This window comes from Psychrobacter sp. TB20-MNA-CIBAN-0197 (genome assembly GCF_040309765.1).
Taxonomy (GTDB): domain Bacteria; phylum Pseudomonadota; class Gammaproteobacteria; order Pseudomonadales; family Moraxellaceae; genus Psychrobacter; species Psychrobacter submarinus.
The window spans coordinates 1-269 of sequence record NZ_JBEOPC010000657.1 but is presented as its reverse complement, the minus strand read 5'-3'; the positions used below and the strand labels follow the sequence as shown (position 1 = coordinate 269).

1 protein-coding gene is annotated in these 269 nt (G+C 38.7%); it reads right to left on the bottom strand.

Going from position 1 to position 269, the window contains the following annotated elements:
• The coding region (locus AAEY83_RS15400; RefSeq protein WP_351060305.1) for a hypothetical protein at positions 1–269 on the bottom strand (269 nt) is incomplete at both ends.

Sequence of the window (269 nt, the reverse complement as noted above, 5' to 3'; positions counted from 1 at the left end):
CCTATATACTGAAAATCATAACCGAGTATTTCATCGCGCTCATTTGCTGCAAAGTTAGCAAGTTTTGCATCGCCATGAATCAGCGTTTTATACGCACAACTTTGTAGTTGCTCATCTATTTTATGTGCAGCATTTTTAATATCGGACTTTTTATCAAGGTTATCTTTTAGTTTATTAAACTCATCTGGGCGCGTGCTTAAATGCCAGTAGTTGCCTTGCTGCCATAACCCATCAGCGGGTTTACTTAAGTTAAACGCATGAAAGTGTGC